This is a genomic window from Caballeronia sp. INML3B, from assembly GCF_023631305.1.
Classification (GTDB): domain Bacteria; phylum Pseudomonadota; class Gammaproteobacteria; order Burkholderiales; family Burkholderiaceae; genus Caballeronia; species Caballeronia turbans.
Genome location: NZ_JALQDI010000098.1, coordinates 1 through 640 on the forward strand (window position 1 = coordinate 1; position 640 = coordinate 640).

The 640-nt window shown below is 62.2% G+C and carries 1 protein-coding gene; it reads right to left on the reverse strand.

The window, feature by feature from the left end; all coding sequences use genetic code 11:
- Positions 1-591: IS30 family transposase (locus tag NCS58_RS34045; RefSeq protein ID WP_250478540.1), on the reverse strand; the 591-nt coding region annotated here is incomplete at its 3' end.
- Between the last annotated feature and the right edge of the window lie 49 nt (positions 592-640).

Here is a 640-nt window from a genome sequence, read left to right on the forward strand (position 1 = left end):
GACTGCGGACTGGTTGCCGGCACCTTTGATGAGATCGCCTTCCCAGTGTCCAGGCAGCAGTCGGTCTTCGATTTCAGGCGGTCGCACATGAATGCTGACCATGTCGGGAATCTGTCCGCGCCGGTCAATGCCCCGTGTGCGCGGCATGCGCGTGCTGTGGCCGTGGCGCAAGCACGCAATGAGCTGACGGCGCAGTTCGCCACGCGGCTGGGCATAGATGGCCGTGTAGATGGTTTCGTGTGAAACCTGCTGGGTCGGGTCGGTCCGATACATTCGCTTCAGTGTGCCCGATATCTGCTGGGGCGACCATTTCCACTCGAGCAGAGTGAGAACGACACGCCAGCAGACGCCTTGCAGGCAAAGCTTTGCGGGCCGGCGCCCCCCGCTGCGGCGCGCGGCCCTGAGCGTTTCAGCCGGCACCGACGCGTAGCCGGCAGGACAGCTGTTTCGCGTCAGTTCACGACTCACGGTGGCCGGCGAGCGCCCGAGTATCCGGGCCATGGCCCGGATACTCGAACCCTGCAGATGCAGGCTTGCAATGGTCAGGCGCTCTTCTGGTTGCAGTTGCTTGTACTGGGTTCTTTCGTTCATCGCAACACCTTATATGAGACAGGTGTTGCACTTCAGATTTGAGGCCGCC